The 16,736-nt window shown below is 45.9% G+C and carries 13 protein-coding genes; 7 read left to right on the top strand and 6 right to left on the bottom strand.

Translation table 11 applies throughout. The annotated features are described in order from the left end of the window. The first annotated feature begins 11 nt into the window (after positions 1-11). From mobC to FCH32_RS12130, 3 genes are all read left to right on the top strand, one after another. Positions 12-764 carry a MobC family replication-relaxation protein gene (mobC, locus tag FCH32_RS12140; protein ID WP_174361093.1) on the top strand — a complete coding sequence of 251 codons (753 nt, stop codon included), beginning with the start codon at positions 12-14 and terminating at the stop codon, positions 762-764. A gap of 655 nt (positions 765-1,419) precedes the next feature. Next, positions 1,420-2,271, top strand: coding sequence for a glyoxalase III HchA (hchA, locus tag FCH32_RS12135; RefSeq protein WP_174360962.1), 852 nt, complete (start codon positions 1,420-1,422; stop codon positions 2,269-2,271). Positions 2,272-2,458: 187 nt separating this feature from the next. Then, positions 2,459-3,169 (top strand): DUF2268 domain-containing putative Zn-dependent protease, encoded by a 711-nt coding sequence (locus FCH32_RS12130; protein ID WP_244958415.1) that lies wholly within the window; start codon positions 2,459-2,461, stop codon positions 3,167-3,169. Positions 3,170-3,294: 125 nt separating this feature from the next. Here the strand turns inward: FCH32_RS12130 and FCH32_RS12125 are convergent, their stop codons facing one another. Together FCH32_RS12125 and FCH32_RS12120 are read right to left on the bottom strand one after the other, a co-directional pair. Next, complete coding sequence (locus tag FCH32_RS12125; RefSeq protein WP_174360961.1) at positions 3,295-4,197, bottom strand: ATP-grasp fold amidoligase family protein; 903 nt, start codon at positions 4,195-4,197, stop codon at positions 3,295-3,297. Positions 4,198-4,391: 194 nt separating this feature from the next. Beyond that, positions 4,392-5,168 carry a MipA/OmpV family protein gene (locus tag FCH32_RS12120; RefSeq protein WP_174360960.1) on the bottom strand — a complete coding sequence of 259 codons (777 nt, stop codon included), beginning with the start codon at positions 5,166-5,168 and terminating at the stop codon, positions 4,392-4,394. Positions 5,169-5,271: 103 nt separating this feature from the next. Here FCH32_RS12120 and FCH32_RS12115 point away from each other — a divergent pair, with 103 nt between their 5' ends. Together FCH32_RS12115 and FCH32_RS12110 are read left to right on the top strand one after the other, a co-directional pair. Next, a complete protein-coding gene (locus tag FCH32_RS12115; protein ID WP_174361091.1) occupies positions 5,272-5,958 on the top strand; it encodes a response regulator in 687 nt (228 codons plus the stop codon). Beyond that, complete coding sequence (locus FCH32_RS12110; protein WP_174360959.1) at positions 5,955-7,142, top strand: sensor histidine kinase; 1,188 nt, start codon at positions 5,955-5,957, stop codon at positions 7,140-7,142. The genes FCH32_RS12115 and FCH32_RS12110 overlap by 4 nt, the downstream gene beginning before the upstream one ends. 263 nt (positions 7,143-7,405) lie before the next feature. Here the strand turns inward: FCH32_RS12110 and FCH32_RS12105 are convergent, their stop codons facing one another. Beyond that, positions 7,406-8,296 (bottom strand): GNAT family protein, encoded by an 891-nt coding sequence (locus FCH32_RS12105; RefSeq protein ID WP_174360958.1) that lies wholly within the window; start codon positions 8,294-8,296, stop codon positions 7,406-7,408. A 28-nt stretch (positions 8,297-8,324) separates the two neighbouring features. After that, positions 8,325-9,743 carry an efflux transporter outer membrane subunit gene (locus tag FCH32_RS12100; RefSeq protein WP_174360957.1) on the bottom strand — a complete coding sequence of 473 codons (1,419 nt, stop codon included), beginning with the start codon at positions 9,741-9,743 and terminating at the stop codon, positions 8,325-8,327. A 229-nt stretch (positions 9,744-9,972) separates the two neighbouring features. Between FCH32_RS12100 and FCH32_RS12095 the strand changes: the two genes are divergently transcribed. Then, on the top strand, positions 9,973-11,076 hold the full coding sequence (locus FCH32_RS12095; RefSeq protein WP_174360956.1) for an efflux RND transporter periplasmic adaptor subunit: 1,104 nt from the start codon (positions 9,973-9,975) through the stop codon (positions 11,074-11,076). Next, positions 11,073-14,135, top strand: coding sequence for an efflux RND transporter permease subunit (locus FCH32_RS12090; protein ID WP_174360955.1), 3,063 nt, complete (start codon positions 11,073-11,075; stop codon positions 14,133-14,135). Before FCH32_RS12095 ends, FCH32_RS12090 begins: the two co-directional genes overlap by 4 nt. A 221-nt stretch (positions 14,136-14,356) precedes the next feature. On the opposite strand, the gene FCH32_RS12085 is transcribed toward FCH32_RS12090, so the two are convergent. Both FCH32_RS12085 and FCH32_RS12080 read right to left on the bottom strand, forming a co-directional pair. Beyond that, positions 14,357-14,773: a hypothetical protein gene (locus tag FCH32_RS12085; RefSeq protein WP_174360954.1), complete on the bottom strand. Its 417-nt coding sequence runs from the start codon at positions 14,771-14,773 to the stop codon at positions 14,357-14,359. A 733-nt stretch (positions 14,774-15,506) separates the two neighbouring features. Beyond that, a complete protein-coding gene (locus tag FCH32_RS12080; protein ID WP_174360953.1) occupies positions 15,507-16,451 on the bottom strand; it encodes an ArdC family protein in 945 nt (314 codons plus the stop codon). Between the last annotated feature and the right edge of the window lie 285 nt (positions 16,452-16,736).

The raw sequence follows: 16,736 nt of genomic DNA, 5'->3' as shown, positions 1-16,736 counted from the left end.
AAGGGGAAATGATGCTTATCACCGCATACCGCGAGCGCCAGACCCGACATCGCGAGAAGATAATACGACTGTTGAATTTCCTGAAAGAAGAAACGTACAGTGATTTTAAAACACTGATGCTGCTGTTCGGCTTCAGGGATCATAAATCACTGTATTCCCTGCTTTCAAAAGTTGAAGGAATGGGGTTAATACAAAAACACGTCCTGGTATCACGTACGAAGAAAATTTCATTGTGGGGAATAACCAACGACGGGCTGGCGCTCGTAATACAGCCTGATGATGAAATTTTCCCGGCCCGGTTTGAGCCTTCAAAAATCACAGGCTGGACACTGGAGCACCACCTTGATAATCAGGTGGCGCGGATCATCCTTGAGCAAAAAGGCGCATCCGGCTGGGTACATGGCGATCGCACAACTTTCCTGAGCCGTTATCAGGTCAGTCACCGCCCGGACGGGCTAATTGCCCTCCCCGGCGGCACGGTGATCGCCATCGAGACCGAGCGCCATCTGAAAACCAAAGCCCGCTACCAGTCGATCATCGCCAGTCATTTACTGGCCCGAACGCGTAAAGACTGGATCTACGTTTTTTATATTGTGCCAGACCCGCAAAAAAAACGCGGTCTTGAACGGCTGTTTGACAGCATCCAGTACGTCATCGTGAATCATCAACACATCCCACTGGAAACCCGCCACCGGAATGTGTTTCGCATCTACACGATTGACGAGCTGCAACGCCTCGATATCGCTACCTCAACGCAAATTTAAATTCCACTGAAGTCATGATAATAAGGGATAGCTCTCATTTTATGATTCTGTCATGCGCCTAGTATAAACAACTATTGCATTCAGGGGTGATCAGGATAGCTTTGGATACCATTCTTCAGGTGCAAGAAGATCTATTCTCTGAAACAGCATGTGAGAGAAGTTACTATACGGTGTGGTTGTGACTGTAGCCTATTTTTTCTCGGTTTCGTTCATGAAGAGGTCGTTCACTGGACGCATACTCCGGGCTGAAGTGAAGTCGTTTTTTGTGACAAAATCATATGAATTACTTACAGTTAAATCGATATATTTATAAAAATATCAAATTATTTCACCTGGCATAAAACAGGAACATAAAACCACTTTTAAAGTTATTGGATTGTCATGGTTTTGTTAGTGGCATTTTGCACGACATATGATTCCTGTATTCGGAAATATGGGTATTAAAGGAGCGTTTAGTTTGGGGGTATAAGTCATCAAAAGCTAAAGTGGTTCTTGGTTTACTGGGAATGTCTCCGCATGCTGTAGCAAACCACCTGAGATACGTACGCAACCGTATGGAAGAGACTACCACTACTCAGGCTATCCTGGTCGCCCTTATAAACGGCGAATTCAGGCCCGAGAAAGAGAGTTAACACCAATCAACGAGGAATACGTAATGACAAATGATACAAGTAAACATCCGAAAGTGGATCATGCTGAAGAAAACGCATTTTTCCCCTCTGACTATTCCCTTAGTCAGTTTACCAGCCCCGTATCTGATCTTAGTGACTACGACTATCCCAAACAGTGTATGGGAGGGAAGAAAGTGCTGGTCATCGCTGCGGATGAGCGTTACCTGATGACTGATAGCGGGGCTCTGTTCTCAACGGGAAACCATCCTGTTGAAACGCTTATTCCAATGTATCACCTGCATACCGCTGGTTTTGATTTTGACATTGCGACAATCTCAGGTTACATGACCAAGTTCGAATACTGGGCCATGCCGCATAAGGATGAGAAAGTTATGCCATTTTTCAGCCAGTATAGAGACAAGTTCCAAAATCCTGAAAAATTGTCTGATATATTGAATAGCCTGAACAAGCAAAATGAATACGCTGCCGTGTTTATTCCTGGTGGCCACGGCGCACTGATTGGGCTGCCAGAAAGCAGCGCAGTAGCCGATACTCTTCGCTGGTTCATGAACAATGACCGCTTCGTCATATCCCTTTGCCATGGCCCAGCAGCATTCCTTTCGCTGCGCAATGGTGAAAACCCTCTAAAAGGATATTCTATTTGTGCTTTCCCTGATTCAGCTGATAAGCAGACGCCCGATATAGGTTATATGCCAGGCCATCTCACATGGTATTTTGGCGAGGCACTTAAGCAAATGGGGATGAATATTGTTAATGATGATATTAAAGGAAGCGTATACAAAGATCGTAAGGTACTGACAGGTGACAGTCCTTTTGCGGCCAATGCACTTGGTCAACTGGCAGCTAAAGAGCTCCTTTCAGTTTATGCCTCCTGAATATTGTTAATTTGAATGAAAAATACAGAAAATGGCATGATTTTCAGACAGTAAGGCGTAATTGATCTGGCAGCGATAGTTTCATTGATACATGTATCTGTGAGATCATAATTTAGGTTTTGACTTGTGGCCAATTTGGTAGTCTTGCTTTCTGTCCGCTCTTTGCCAGGAGCGGACATTAGCAATTATGGCTAATAATGTCATGACATTGAGCCTTGCAATGTTAACATACTGTTATTTCCTGACACTTAGGAGTTACCTTTTGTCTCAAATTATTCTGCATATTCTGGATGCTCAGAAGAAACTTAATGCTCACAGTCAATGGCTTCATACCTGCCTGACTGCAACTCACGAACAAGCAAAAAGGATAATGCATATCCCTCCACTTGATGTTGTGGTAAAGACTGGAAAATTTGTCATTCCGGAAAAAGGACATCTTGGATATTGTCCTGAGCCCGGCCTGGTTTATTTAACTGTTGATCCTGAAAACCCTGCCTTCAGAAAAAATGCGGCTCAGTCTTTTGAACGCATGTTTGCTCATGAACTGCACCATGCGGCAAGATGGGCAGGGCCTGGGTATGGTATAACTTTAGGCGAGGCCATGGTCTCAGAAGGCCTCGCAGGGCATTTTGTTCTTGAGCTTTTTGGTGGTGAACCTGAACCTTGGGAGAACATCAATTCAGATATTGTTCAGTCGTATAATCCACAACTCAAAGCAAACTGGCACAGCACCGATTACGATCACAACAGGTGGTTTTTCGGTACTGGTGATTTGCCACAGTGGTTAGGGTATACCGCAGGGTTTAATCTGGTTTCCAGATATTTTTCAACGGCACCACATCTGAGGTCTTCAGTACTCTCGAATGTAAATGCAGATGAGTTGCAAACATTTCTTTAAAGTACATTAGACATTGTATTAACTATCTTTTGGTTATGAAGCTCCCCTTCACGCTCAAGGTAGCCCCGCAGCGCCACATCTCCGTCCGCTCCGCGACGGAAGCGGACCTTTATTATTCCCGGTAGCTAATCGATCCTCGTCACAGGCATATTCCATAAGCAACCAAGTCGCAAATCCCATTCTGCAGGTCTGAACTTCAGCTGACCACTTTCAGGCGTCAGCGTGATTTCACTGAAGTAGACCCTTTCGTTCTCAACCATAAGATCGACCCTGCAGTAATCAAGGTCAGTGGCCAGTTTTGCTGCAACATCAAGAATCTCGTCTAACGATCCGGGACGACCAATGGTGTAAGGGGTGTTACCATATCCAAGCGTAAACGGCTGTAGCACCCAATTTGGGTCATAAACATTGACATATTCTTTGCCGTTTACGCAGGTAAAATCTGCTTCGATATACATGGGTTTTTTGTGAAAACAATGTACCCGGAACATTTCGGGTGTGACATCCTGGTTTTTCCCATCAAAAACATTAAGCTTTCGCTCAACTAATATTTTAGGTTTTATGTTTTTATATTGCCACTCCCGATTACTATAATAAGGATTCATACGTAACCGTCGATTGAAATGTTCGACCACACTCTTTTTGTTAAGCTGTCTCTTATCATGACAGATGATAGAACTTCCGCTGTCATGGTTACACTTTATGACAAAAGAATCCGGGAAGTCTTCAAAGTCGCACGGTCTTATTTTATCAAAAACTGCAAGTAACGGAACCAGATGCTTATCACCAACCATCATTCTCACATAGTCCCGAACAGCAATTTTATCAGCAATGATGGTCAAGAAAAAATCGCGATTGAAAACCATGCGATAGTTTATTTTCTCGTTCAGAGTTAATGGTTGTGATAAATCCAGGTCCTGATTGAATATCTTCCTGAATTTCATCCTCCGATATTTTTCATCGGAAACAAAAAAGGTTCGCAAGGCTCTGAACTTGTACTCAATTAACTTATATCTTTGCTTTAACATTATCATGCCCTATTGTGTTAAAGCAGTGAACATACAGGTTCAGTATCAATGAACAATCAAGTTTATATGAAGGTTATGTCGGTATGTTATTTTACAACACCTTCATTTTATGTTGCATGACTCATAGTTAAGTTACAAACAAAAAAACCCGCCATTAAATGGCAGGTTTCTTTTTTGGCTTTCTGGTTTGACGTTCAGAATGTATAGAACGCACCAATAGTGAAAACCAGGTAGTCATCTTTTTCAACAATGGGACTATGACTTACGCGGTTTGCCAGTGTTGTATAGCGCAGGTCTGCATAACCAGACCAGTTGTCATCAAATGTGTGTTGCCAGTTGATGCCATAATCGACACTGGTTAACCCCGAGTCGGAGTTAAACTGTTTAAATCCTGTATTTGTACTTTGCTTTTCGCTCACTCCAAACCAGGTATTATTGTACCGTGCATCGCCATAATTACGAATGGTACTGACGGTAAGTGTGTCGCTGTCATTATTAAACAAAACAACATTGAGACCGATGTTATACAGAACCCCCTGGCTTTCAGTCAGGGGGGCAATAATATTACCTTCAAATCCAATCCAGGGTGCCATCCACCAACCCAGCGTTGTCGTCGAGTTCAGCGCTGTTTTTATTTTACCCATTCCTTTGAGATGTCTGGAACCATCCTGTAGCCAGGAACCGTCATCATCCGTTCGACCCCATGTATATCCCAGAGCCTGTCCCAGGTAAATACCATTATCAAAGGAATATGTAACTCCCGCCCCTTTTTCTGAATTCAAAAACCAGGTTCCGTCAGTCCATTCAAAATAAGGCGCGACTGTTGAGTCATATTTATCGGACCCCATATATTTAGGAGCATATTGAGCTCCTATACCAACGGTTACCTCAGATTTATGTACATCAGACGAGGCGTAGGTTGCAAACGGCAGTAAAAATATTGCCGACAGGATCGTATTTAATTCCTTCATAAAACTCCCGGAATGAATTATGCTTCTTAACAGGTGCGGAAGTATGCCGACAAATAATCAAGAACTCCGCAAGGATTTATCAAGGTTTAATCAAGGTGCTTATGTGAAACGTGTCTTAATCATTGAAGACGATCTGGATGCTGCGAATGTACTTGAGGCATATCTTAAAAGAGATCAGTTCCATACCTCGATTGCCAGTGACGGGCAACGCGGTATGGATCTGGTCTTCAGCTGGAAGCCCGATATCATTCTCCTTGATGTTATGCTGCCATCCATGAGTGGTACTGATGTCCTGCTTGCGGTCCGACGCCGCAGCGATATCCCGGTGATCATGATCACCGCCATCAGCGACGGAGCTGATAAAATCAGTGCGCTTCGTTACGGTGCCGATGACTATGTGGTTAAACCTTATAATCCCGGAGAAGTCGTCGCACGCGTTCATGCTGTCCTGCGTCGTTATGCCGGGCAACGTAGCGGAGATATCCTGCAGTTCAGAAATATAAAAGCCGATATAGACTCCATGATAGTTGTCGTGGAAAAAGAAGGCGGCCCCCTTCAGCCACTTGAGCTGACTCCAACAGAACTGTCACTTCTGATGACGTTCCTGAAGTCGCCATCTAAAGCCTTCACGCGTCAGGCGTTACTGGAAGCCTGCCTTCCGGAAAGCGATGCTCTTGAGAGGGTGGTTGATACGCATATCTATAATTTGCGTAAAAAGCTCGAAGCTGCGGGTCAGCCTGATCTTCTGATTAATGTCAGGGGTATAGGTTACAGGTTTGCTAACTCATGAACAGAAAATTGCGTATTAAGAAAAGTGAAAACAGCTCTCTGTGGAACTGGATATGCCGCAAGGTTATTTCGCTGGCAGTAGGCAGCATAATCCTGATTTCTTTCTGTATGTGGCTGCGCTTTTACATTGATAACAAGTGGCACGAGTACAGGATGCCTGTTGAAATCAGGTCCGAGCTTGCTGAGTTAATTAAAAATCCCTGGCTGAATATTAACCGCTATCACGCGATCATTGATCGATGGTATGGCGTGGACTACTGGAAGCCGGAATTAGGGATCACTGACTGGCTAATTCTGGCTGTACTCGTCCTTATCGTAATGCCCATCATTTTCACACTGACACTGAGAACAGCGCGCCCTCTGTCAAAGCAGATAAGTGCACTTGCCAATGCAGCTAAATCTGTTGCTCAGGGAAGCTTCGGCGCAAAAGTAAAAATCCCGGATAATCTACCTCTGGAATTACGTAGTCTCAGCGAAAATTTTAATGGGATGTCGATGCAGCTTGAGCGTTATGAAAAAGATCTTAAAAAATCACATGTTGCCATGGCCCATGAACTTCGTTCTCCGTTGACCGCAGCAACAGGAAGACTACAGGGCATGATTGATGGTGTATTTGAACCCAGCGAAACCCAACTGAAAATGGTCATGCAGCAACTTAACGAATTAAACCGGCTGGTTGAAGACCTACATTTGCTGAAGCTTGCTGATGCCGGCCAGTTAAATCTGAGCATGATACCCGCCGGTCTTAATGAGATTGTCAGGGAAAAAATTGCATGGATTACACCTTCTGCAGAGAAGGCGGGCGTATCCATCAGACATAACCATAACATGGTGCTGAGCGGGTTAGTAGACTCCTATCGTTTAGGCCAGGTTTTCCTGATACTGATGGATAATGCATTACGCTATGCAGCTGATGGTGGCGTGCTTGATATCAGTTACGATGCCACTCCAGATGCCGTTTCAGTTATTTTCAGGGACAAAGGGCCTGCCGTTCCGGATGAATTGCTTGAAGATATCTTCACACCATTTGTTCGTGAAGAGGTTTCACGCTCCAGGCATTCCGGGGGCTCTGGCCTGGGACTTTCTATTGCCCGGGCGATATGTGAAGCACATGGAGGGCAGTTGGAGGTAGAGAAAAATAAAAAAGGTGGACTTGCCTTCAGGGTATCGTTGAGGAAATATTAAATTTTTGACCGTTGATGATCCCTTTACGCTAGGCCAACAGAATCTTGATAATCCGCTGGTTAAATGCATGGTAAACGGGAGTATACCATGCAGTCATTTCTTGAGTGCGTCAGTTCTGTAGTTCATAAAATTGATGGACAAAACGCCTGCATAATAGCAGGCGCAATTTTCGGCCTTTTTATTCAGTTAATTATTATTGTTTTATGGGAGGCAAACTCGAACCGAGTCAAAAGAAAGTAAACCAGTAGATGAGTTATTAATACTTAAAAGCAGATAACCTTCCCTGTCTTCGCTGTATCGGCCCACCGTAATTTATATTCCCAGTCTTTCTCATAAAGCCCTATTGAAAATACCATTTCTTTATCCTGCCTAGCGCACAAGTCGCGCGCATCTGAAATATTGGCCCACATCAGCATGCTGCCCGGGCTGAATGCTGAATATTTAGGGTCAACACCGCCATTTGGCACGTCAAAATACACCATGTTGTCACTGTTCGCACTGAGTACCAGATCAATAGCGCAAGGCCTATCGGCATAAAACAATACGTTACCGAAAATCAGATGCGGTACAGCGGATATAAGCTCTTCAATCTTCTCTTCCTCATAGCAGCGGACAGATTCAGCAAACCGCAACTTGAACAGACGCACATACAAACTGGCTATCTCTTTGGGTGATATGTCTGACAGGCGATAACATTTCCCCCCCATGCCCATAAACTTCCTTAATTCACCGTTTCGCTTCTTGATGGTTTTACCTGAAAATGAAGTTTTAACCCGGCATATACTGCGCTTCGTTCTGTAGAAAAATGCAGAGTTAAGGATGTTATCACGGTGGCGTGATGACAAACGGTTTGTCTTATCAGGGAGCCAGATTTTTTGATCTGCAGATACCGGTAGCATGACTTCATCGAAGGATACTGGATACTCCCGCCATACATTCAAACCCACTTCTTTATTATCAACAATGAAATAGGCAGCGACAACATCACCATTTTTACAATATTGCCAGAATGAAAATCCTCGCTGACCTTTCCTCATAAAGAACTTAACAATATCAGGATGCATATTAACGCTGCCACCAAATCTCTGGTATGTTTCAGCGTAAACGTCATAACTACAGGGCTTCCATCCTGATATTGAATGTTTCAGACTCATGGTAATAACCTGATATAAATATTAATTGTTAAATCGAATCATCCCCACCCAGGATGGTAAATACTTTCACCCCCTGAATAAGGTATTTGAGACGAGCATTAGCATTTTGCTTACGAACAGCAAGCAGCTCATTGTTTTTTTCCAGTAGAGTTGCGTTGCTTATCTGACCGGCGTTCCGCGTTGCTTCAGCCATTCGGTATTGTTCTTTGACAGTATCAAAGATACCGGATGTCTGGATGGTTTGCTTTTTCAGGGATGCCTGTCCGGCAAGAGCATCAGATGCATCCCTGAACGCCTGTTGTATTGCTTTCTGATAATTGACGATCTCAATTTTCTTATTCAGCTCGGCCAGACTGAGGTTGGCCTGGTTCTTACCCCCATCGAAAATGGGAAGATTGAGCGTAGGAATAAAGCTCCAGTTAGCAGTGCCACCCGCAAGCAGTTTACCCATATCAGCCGTGGATGATCCGCCTTCAGCGGTGATAGAAATCGACGGGAAAAATGCCGCTCTTGCCGCGCCTATACTGGCATTGGCAGCTTTCAGCTGATATTCAGCGGCAATAATATCGGGACGTTTGAGCAGAACCTCTGATGGCGTTCCTGCTTTAATTAACGGAAAAGCCCAATCATGCTCAAGTGACACCTTCAGCAGAGAGTCAGGTAGCTGGGTGCCGACAAGTAACTGAAGCGCGTTTAAATCCTGTTGCGCCTGCGCCTCTGTCTGGTTCAGTTCTGACTGTGCGTCGTTTACCGCACTATCAGCGTCCATAACCGCATTTTTAGTCATGTCTCCGGCATTAAAGGCTTGCTGTTGCATGTGCCGGAGCTGCTGGACATTGTCCAGCTTCTGACGGGCAATATTGATGTTTTCCTGGTCGGTGATATAGATCAGATAGGCACTGACCACCTGCTCAATGAGGCTGATCTTCAGGGCTCTTGATGAGGCTCCCGCAGCAAGATATTCATTGAGGGATGCTTCCCTGAGGCTTCGCAAACGCCCCCAGAAGTCCACTTCCCAGGAAGCTGAGACCAGTTTAACGTCGTATTGATGATACGTTACCGAACCGGTATCAACGGTATCAAAGATCCCTGCAGGCTCATGAGCTGCGGTTTTTTCTGCGGTCAGGCTGACTGCTGGCAACCAGGATAGTCTTTCTACCCCGTACTGCACACCTGATTTTTTCAGGTTCAATGCAGAAAGTTCGAGGTCCTTGTTATTGTCGATGGTCAGTTTTATCAGTTGCTGCAGCTTGCTGTCTGTGAAAAAAGGCCCATTTGCTGCCGTTGTATGCATACCTTCAACAGAAGTATCTTTATGTGACCAGGCTAATGGCACGGGGGCTTCCGGTCTCTGATATACCGGTGCCATTGTGCAGCCTGAAAGTAGTAAAGAGGTCATCACCGTAATGGCTGACATACGAAGTTTTATTGATACCGGAAACACCATTTTTACTCCTGTTGCCTGTTAAGTTTTCTGCAGACCTCCAGGTGTGCCCGCCAGGATAATTATCCCGAACTCTGTCAATGAACAATCAAGGGCAATACAAGAGGGATGCAATACACCCCTGTTTTTTCGGGAAATAAGCGAGGATTGACCATTTCTTGATTATCCCTGAAATGTTCCTTGTTCTTTATGCGGTTAGATGCGGATATTGAATTTACTGAGATCCCGCGTAATGGCATATCCAAAGCACTCCTCAAAAAGTCTTTACCCGTTTTTAAGTCGATCCTCGGCTGTATTATTAGTTTGCATGGCAATGACCCTCGCCGGATGCGATGAACCTATGCACGATACGTCTCAACCACGTCAGGTCCGCACTTGGGTGGCATCGCAACAACCTCTGCCAGCCTCTTCATGGACAGGTATTATTGAACCTGCGGCTGAAGTGAGTTTGCAGTTCCGTCTGGATGGCAGGCTCGCCACCCGCCCCGTAGATGTGGGTAGCAGAGTAAAAATGGGACAGGTTGTTGCCACACTTTCCGGTTCGCAAAGTAAAGAGGATATAGCGGCTACACTTGCGGAGTATCAGGAAGCGCTGGCGGCTGAGCATAAAGGCAGGCTGGAGCTGGAGAGGATACAAAAACTCTATACCATTGGCACTGCGTCGCGCGCGCAACTCGAGGATGCCAGGGCAACGATGGCGACTCTGACGGCCCGAAAAGCCCGGGCTCAGGCACAAAAATCTGGTGCACTAAATGAATCTGGTTTCAGCTCTCTGACGTCTCCTTTTAATGGTGTGATCACCCTGTATATACCCTCTGTAGGTCAAAATGTCACGGCAGGCCAGGACGTCATTAAAATTGCCTCTGATACTGCGGAGGTTCAGTTTAGCGTTCCCGTTCAAACAAGTTCACGTCTGCATACCGGCGATACTGTGTTGGTTAATACAGAGCAGGGGGACGTTAAAGCACATGTGCGCTATATCTCCCCCACACTGGATGACATCACACGTACCAGCCTGGTGCGGGCGACCCTGGAAACCACAGACGCTAAAAATGTATTTGGTCGGGCTGTAACTGTCGGGCTGAAGACCTCAGACCAATTATATTTCCCGGTACCGGCGTCATCCCTCACTCGTTCAGGCAACCATCCTGCCGTTTTTGTTGTTAAACCAGGAACCAGTAATCTTGAATTACGGTCAGTTGTGATCGAACGCTATACCTCAGATAAAGCATGGGTGTCCAGTGGGCTGACGCAGGGGGAACGCGTAGTGTCTGCGGGTACCAATACGCTGGAAAATGGTGAAAAAGTGGCAGTTGTATCCGGAGAGACGAAATGAATACCGGTAAATTTAATCTCTCTTCATGGGCAATCGCACACCAACAGCTAGTCAGCTTCCTGCTGCTTATCATTATGGTCGGTGGCTATCTCTCTTTCACCTCGTTATCACGCGATGAAGATCCCGCGTTCACTATTAAGACCGCCGTCATCAGCGCACAATGGCCCGGAGCAACACCGGAAGAGATGGTCAGTCTGGTGACTGATCCTATTGAGAAATCCGTGCAGGAACTGCCGTGGTTTGACAGCGTAGAAAGCCAAACCAGAAATGGTTCAACTGAAGTGACGCTAAACCTCCGGGATGATACGCCGCCTGAGCAAGTTAAACCTGTCTGGCAGCAGTTGAGGAAGAAAATGCAGGACATAACTGCGCTGCTTCCTGAGCAGGTCACCCCTCCTGTTGTTAATGATGAATACGATGCTACTTACGGCACGATTTTTGGGATCACTGCTGACGGTTTCACTCTCACCGAAACGCGGGACATGGTCGATAACATCCAGCGTCAGCTCCGGACCGTTAAAGACATTGGAAAAACAATACAGGTAGGCATTCAGACGGAACAGGTCGTGCTGAGTTTCTCTGCGCGCCAAATAGCATCAATGGGCATTTCACCTGATGACATCATTGCCGCGATCAGACATAACAATGCCGTAACCCCGTCAGGTACGTTACGGACAAAGAACGATCGTGTAAGCGTTGATGTTACCGGGGCTCAGATGACCGAGGAAGCCCTGAAGCATATCCGCCTGACTGCTGGCGGTCGCACGGTTGACCTAACCGATATTGTCAGCATAGAGAGAACACGGGAGGGAACACCCTCTCCATTGTTCCATGTGAATGGACAGCCCGCGATGGGTATTTCCGTCGCTATGCTACCGGGCGGGAATATGCTGCAGTTTGGGCATGATCTCGATCTGCAGCTGGAAAAAATCAAATCTGATCTTCCCCACGGCATAAATATAACAAAGATTGCAAACCAGCCTGCCATTGTGGATGAGGCCGTTGATGGCTTTCTTCATGTACTTATGGAAGCGATTGTCATCGTTCTGGCTGTGTCCTTTGTATCACTTGGATTACGTGCAGGGCTGGTCGTTGCTGTTGCAATTCCCATTGTGCTGGCTCTTACATTTACAGGAATGGATCTGGCCGGAATAGGTCTGCAGCGTATATCTCTGGGAGCCTTGATCATCGCGCTAGGATTACTGGTAGATGATGCCATGATCACGATAGAGTCCATGATATCCCATCTTGAGAAAGGGGAACCTCTACGGAAAGCAGCATCAAGTGCCTTCGTCAAAACGGCATTTCCAATGCTCACCGGAACACTGGTGATGATTGCCGGTTTTATCCCGGTCGGGTTCGCAAAGTCGATGGCAGGAGAATACTGCTACTCCCTGTTCGCGGTGATCTTTATCTCGCTGATCAGCTCATGGGTTGTAGCAGTCCTTTTCTCGCCGCTGAGTGGTGTCTGGCTCCTTTCCGGTGCAAAGATTCGTCCTCATGATGAAAGCAAGGGACGTTTATCACGCGCCTACGAGTCACTCATCGAACTCACGCTTAAACACCGTATGGCCGTCACACTCTCGTCAATTGCATTACTGGGATTATCTGTCTGGAGTAGCCAGTGGCTGAAAAGCGAATTCTTCCCGGCATCTGACCGTCCGGAACTTCTGATTAGTCTGACATTACCCGAGAACAGCACACAGCAGCTAACGGAAAGGGAAACTCACCGTCTTGAGGAAATCCTCAACAAAGAAGAAGGTGTGAAACAATATTCCAGCTATATAGGCACTGGAGCAGTCCGTTTTTATCTTCCTATGGATCTTATGTCAGATGCCGAGAATATTGCCCAGTTAGTTGTCGTGGCAAATGACCTGGAATCCCGTAACGCCCTGCAGACAAAATTATCGGCGATCCTGCGTGACAGGTTCAGCGATATAGTGACGCGCATCTCGCCCCTGGAACTGGGGCCGCCGGTAGGATGGCCGTTGAAATACAGGGTCAGCGGCCCTGACTTCAACCAGACTCGTCTTTATGCACGCCAGCTATCAGCAATGATGGCTAAGGATCCGCGTGTAACCGGGCTGAATTTGACTGCGGGAGATCCCCAGCGTTCGGTTGCAGTGAATGTCAATCAGGCTTCTGCAAGTATGGCTGGCCTGACGACAGAGCAAATATCTAATGTTCTGAATATGTTTTATAGCGGATTATCGGTGACCGAACTTCGAGAACAGAATCACCGTACGGACGTTGTGCTACAGGGAAGTGAGATGGATCGTAAAAATTTATCCGGCCTGGAAGGGACGCTGATCACCACTGGTAACGGGGCGAAGATACCACTGTCACAGGTAGCCTCTTTCACCTGGGATCTTAAAAATCCTATGATCCAACGACGTGATCGCGAAGCTTCTGTTACCGTGCAGGGGGATGTGAATAGCGGGCAGAATGTCGATAGTGTGGTCAACGACCTGACACCTGCAATAGAGCAATTCAGACAAAAACTTCCTGCGGGTTATACCGTTGCAGTCAGCGGTGCGTCCGAAGAGTCAGACAAAGGTAATGATTCACTGATGTCGGTTCTTCCTGTCACAGTAATCATCATGCTTGGTGTGATGATGGTACAGCTGCAGAGTTACTCACGCGTCGTTCTCGCCACACTCATGGCTCCGTTCGGTTTTATCGGTGTCGTGGGTGCTCTTTTGCCAACGGCAACGCCATTAGGATTTGTGGCCTTACTGGGCGTCATTGCGCTGAGCGGTATGATCATACGTAATGCCATCATCCTGATTGCAGAAGTCGATGAGAACCTTAAGGCAGGACTGAGCAATACCGATTCCATTCGTAATGCCGCACTGCATCGGGCAAGACCGATTATGCTTACAGCCTGCGCGGCAATTTTTGGCATGATCCCTATCGCGAGACAGGTTTTCTGGGGGCCTATGGCGTTCGCCATCATCGGCGGACTGGTTGCTGCAACGTTCTTTACCCTTACTCTGCTTCCGGCATTACTGAGCTACCTGCTTGAACATGAGCGCAGAGGGCAACAGAAAGAGCAGTAATACGACTCTGGCTCCGGAACATGCCATGGCATCAAGGCCATCCGGAGCCAAATCAAGATGATGAAAAGATTACGAGCGATGCATTTTCAGGGCCAGAGGGTGTCGTTGTAAGGAGAGTAATGTCTGATTTTTAAGTCATAGCATTACCACCAAACTTTGAATGATGTCAACTTAAATGGTAGTGCTATGCTGTTAGATATAATTCCATTAAGTATGACGAATTAGTTTGATTGTGATTTTATTTCTTTTTCTATCTGACTTAACACCCCATTTAATGCCGTAATACCTTGAATGTTATTATCATTATAATATGTCTCATTGACCATTCCAGCCTGCTCAAGATTTGTCAGCGCTATATATGCTTGATGTGTCTGACTATGCCCATCAAAAATGTCTCTTGAGTCACTGCCAATAACATAACTTTTTTTTAAGAAGGTGGTTAGGTTACTTATATCAGATATATTTTTAGAGTGAAAATAATTCAATGATATCTGATTGTTATCTCTGGAATAATTTTTCTTCTGAATTACAGGGATTTGTAGAGATTTTACCTTTGATATTATTTCAGGTTCATTGCTGCTGCATGACATTAAGAAAAAAGGAATGAATAACGCCATGGGAATATTAATAAATTTCATTTTACACCTATCGTGATAATTTAAAATTAAATTAACCTCTTTAAGAAATAACACTGCATCTATAAAGAGGTCGTTTTCACACTATTTAGGCGAAAATGATGCAATTTCCTTATCAAGATCGAATCAAGAGTTTGTCAACATAAAATCAACTAGCATTATATGACCTGTTAACCGAGAAAAAATGCTTGTTTATTTTGTGGTTTTTTTAATTTTGTACTTATTTTGATTGGCATCAAACGTAAGGTTCTGCCAGAGTTTACACATTGTTTTAATTAAAATCTCACCACCTACTTGGCTCTGAGGTTTATCAGAAATGCCATCCTTCTTCCATGGCTTCGCGTCACTACTATTGACCGCTTCGGCCAGCAGATGGCACGGTTCTTGTAGAGGGGATTCGGCCTGTCGATTCTGCAAAAAAGCAGTACGTCACGCTTGACCTCATCCTGGTGCGGTAAATAGAACTTTATAAGCTGCAACAGCTGAAGTTGGTAATAGCGTCCCCTTTTTGCTCTTAGCGCCCGTCATAATTGGTTGTGCACTGCACGAGAAAGCCGTCAGGCTATATGGGTTTTACAAGGGGGCAACCGTACACCAGTATCTTCTTAGGGTTGTCTTAATTCCACCACAGGAACATGACTGTTCGGTGTTCGTTCTGCTTCACCAATATAACTAAACCTTTACTGGTTTAGCACCCCAGCCGCCAAAGCCGCACTCCTTTGCGGCTTTTTGCTACTCAGCTTTTATCCATCAAATAGCAATGTGCTTTCGATGCCGCGCTGGCGGCCTTGAAAATATAGCGTTTGTCGTTCCTAAGTGCTTTAAGCCAGGAAGCGATATAACTTTCATGTTGAACTTCTCCAACTATTCCCAGATCCGCCATCAGGAAGGCGCTCCCTAGCTCAGCGATCAACTCTTCAAACGCATACCCCTCGCTGCCAAATTTCCCTTTCATTTCACGGTTCAGCCGACTTTTTGCCCCACTCCAGTGAACGAGCTCATGCAGGCCGGTTGCATAGAAATTAGCAGCATCAATAAAAAGATACCGTTCAGGTAAGCGGATTTCGTCGGTTGACGGTGTAAAAAAGGCATTCTGTCCTTTTTCAATAATGGTTGCACCGCTACTATGAAAAAGTGCTTCTGCACGTGGTAATGGCTCAAAGGTCTCTGCCGGAAAAACGGCATCATCACTCAGGGTCAAACCGTCAATTTGTTCAACATTAAACACAGTGAATGTTTTCAGCATCGGAATATAGTCAGTTTCTCCGTTATCATTTTCCTTTTCCAGCGTGGTATAGAAAATCGCGGTAGTGCCGTGCTCTCCCTTGCGCACCTGCCCACCCACCGCTTTTGCCTGTTTGTAGGTCATCCAGCGTGAATCACAGAATCCCTGTTTTGACGCGCTGCACCAAAGCAACATGATATTCATTCCGCTGTAAGCCGTACCGGTGGCGTAATTGGACGGTAAACCGGACATACCGGGAGTTCGCAGCCAAGGACACACCCAAGGTTTAACTCCGGTTTCCAGCGCCGCAATTATGCTGTCGGTAACAGTTTGATAAATATCGGTTCTGGCTGTTGAACATTTCGTTTTTGAGGAGCCTGACAGATCCAGCGAGGATACGCTGGTTGCCGCTGTCGTGTTAGGGGCACTTATCTGGGTATAAAGGGAAATAGTCATGTTTTTTCTCCGTCAGTGGTGTGATTTTCGTCTTCGTATCGCCTGACGGTTCGCTTTCCCGGCATCGTTCCATCCCGCAAGGGCGCAGCATGCGTGCCATTTACCCTTGCGGGACGGGTTGTGCTGGGAAACGATTAACCGGAAGCAGATACATGAACGGAAATCACGTGGGAGAAATAACTTTCCCTGCATAGACGGGTATAGAGCCCCTTACTCGCCAGCGGTGAAATAGGGTTTGGGGTTTGGGGTTTGGGGTTTGGGGTTTGGGGTTTGGGGTTTGGGGTT

This window comes from Citrobacter gillenii, from assembly GCF_013337685.1.
In the GTDB taxonomy this organism is placed as follows: Bacteria; Pseudomonadota; Gammaproteobacteria; order Enterobacterales; family Enterobacteriaceae; genus Citrobacter; species Citrobacter gillenii.
The sequence above is the reverse complement of the archived record's forward strand: the minus strand, read 5'-3'. Positions and strand labels throughout refer to the sequence as shown.

Coding starts and splice junctions, on each gene's coding strand:
- FCH32_RS12105 (WP_174360958.1), bottom strand. CDS start 8,296: ATGAGTCTGAAACATTCAATATCAGGATGGAAGCCCTGTAGTTATGAC.
- FCH32_RS12110 (WP_174360959.1), top strand. CDS start 5,955: ATGAACAGAAAATTGCGTATTAAGAAAAGTGAAAACAGCTCTCTGTGG.
- FCH32_RS12120 (WP_174360960.1), bottom strand. CDS start 5,168: ATGAAGGAATTAAATACGATCCTGTCGGCAATATTTTTACTGCCGTTT.
- hchA (WP_174360962.1), top strand. CDS start 1,420: ATGACAAATGATACAAGTAAACATCCGAAAGTGGATCATGCTGAAGAA.
- FCH32_RS12130 (WP_244958415.1), top strand. CDS start 2,459: ATGGCTAATAATGTCATGACATTGAGCCTTGCAATGTTAACATACTGT.
- FCH32_RS12100 (WP_174360957.1), bottom strand. CDS start 9,743: ATGGTGTTTCCGGTATCAATAAAACTTCGTATGTCAGCCATTACGGTG.
- FCH32_RS12085 (WP_174360954.1), bottom strand. CDS start 14,773: ATGAAATTTATTAATATTCCCATGGCGTTATTCATTCCTTTTTTCTTA.
- FCH32_RS12125 (WP_174360961.1), bottom strand. CDS start 4,197: ATGTTAAAGCAAAGATATAAGTTAATTGAGTACAAGTTCAGAGCCTTG.
- FCH32_RS12095 (WP_174360956.1), top strand. CDS start 9,973: ATGGCATATCCAAAGCACTCCTCAAAAAGTCTTTACCCGTTTTTAAGT.
- mobC (WP_174361093.1), top strand. CDS start 12: ATGCTTATCACCGCATACCGCGAGCGCCAGACCCGACATCGCGAGAAG.
- FCH32_RS12080 (WP_174360953.1), bottom strand. CDS start 16,451: ATGACTATTTCCCTTTATACCCAGATAAGTGCCCCTAACACGACAGCG.
- FCH32_RS12090 (WP_174360955.1), top strand. CDS start 11,073: ATGAATACCGGTAAATTTAATCTCTCTTCATGGGCAATCGCACACCAA.